Here is a 1013-nt window from a genome sequence, read left to right as displayed (position 1 = left end):
TTTTATTCAAGTTCCGACAACCTTATTGTCTCAGGTCGATTCATCGGTCGGGGGAAAGACGGCTATTAATCACCCGCTCGGTAAAAACATGATAGGTGCGTTTTATCAGCCAAAAGCCGTTGTAATCGATACTGCTAGTCTGTCCACCTTACCTGAGCGAGAAGTGTCTGCAGGCTTGGCAGAAGTAGTTAAATACGGATTGATTCGTGATTTGCCATTCTTTGAGTGGTTAGAAAAGCATGTGTCCGATATTCGAGCGCTTGATGAAGCAAGTCTGCGTTACGCTATTTTGACCTCCTGTGCATGCAAGGCGATTGTTGTTGAGGAAGATGAAACAGAAGGCGGTGTTCGTGCAATTTTGAATCTTGGGCATACCTTCGGCCATGCTATTGAGACGTTTTCAGGTTATGGAAATTGGTTGCACGGTGAGGCTGTTGGTGCAGGTATTGCAATGGCCGCGCATATGTCTAAGTTGCTGGGGTGCCTATCAGAAAGCGATGAAGAGCGGATTCTGAAAGTCTTGAATGATTGTGCTTTACCGATTCGAGGCCCAGAAGTCATGTCAGCTCAGGATTATCTCGAACTGATGTCTGTTGATAAGAAAGTGTTAGATGGTACTTTGCGTCTAGTGCTCATGGACCGCTTAGGGTTTGCGCGAGTGACAGATGATTTTGAGCATAGTACGTTGTTGAAAGTTCTTCCAAATTAGCCTTGTAGAAAAGGGATAATCAATGAGTCAGGCGCATTTTTTATCGATTGCCAAACGTCTCTGTGTAGATGATGCCGCCCTGTCGGCGCAATTGTCGGAAGGGCAAGGTTTTTTCTTTAAAGGTGCTCAACGCCAACATCAACTAGAAAGTGTTCGTCATTTAGCTTGCTTTGGTGACTTACTGCTTTGGCTTCATGCTCCTAAAGGTTCGGGTAAGACGCATTTGATTGATCAAATCCATGCTGAACTAAAATCTGAACTGAATTTGATTTCTATTTCCGCTGAGGCTGATATGACTCCGGCG

2 protein-coding genes are annotated in these 1013 nt (G+C 44.9%); both read left to right on the top strand.

Annotated features, from left to right (window positions below; genetic code table 11):
• Positions 1-709: 3-dehydroquinate synthase (locus tag A3739_RS02370; RefSeq protein WP_197471971.1), on the top strand; the 709-nt coding region annotated here is incomplete at its 5' end.
• Positions 710-731: 22 nt separating this feature from the next.
• Positions 732-1013 (top strand): hypothetical protein (locus tag A3739_RS02365; protein ID WP_197471970.1); only part of this gene is annotated, 282 nt, incomplete at its 3' end.

This window comes from Oleiphilus sp. HI0067 (assembly GCF_001635735.1).
The sequence above is the reverse complement of the archived record's forward strand: the minus strand, read 5'-3'. Positions and strand labels throughout refer to the sequence as shown.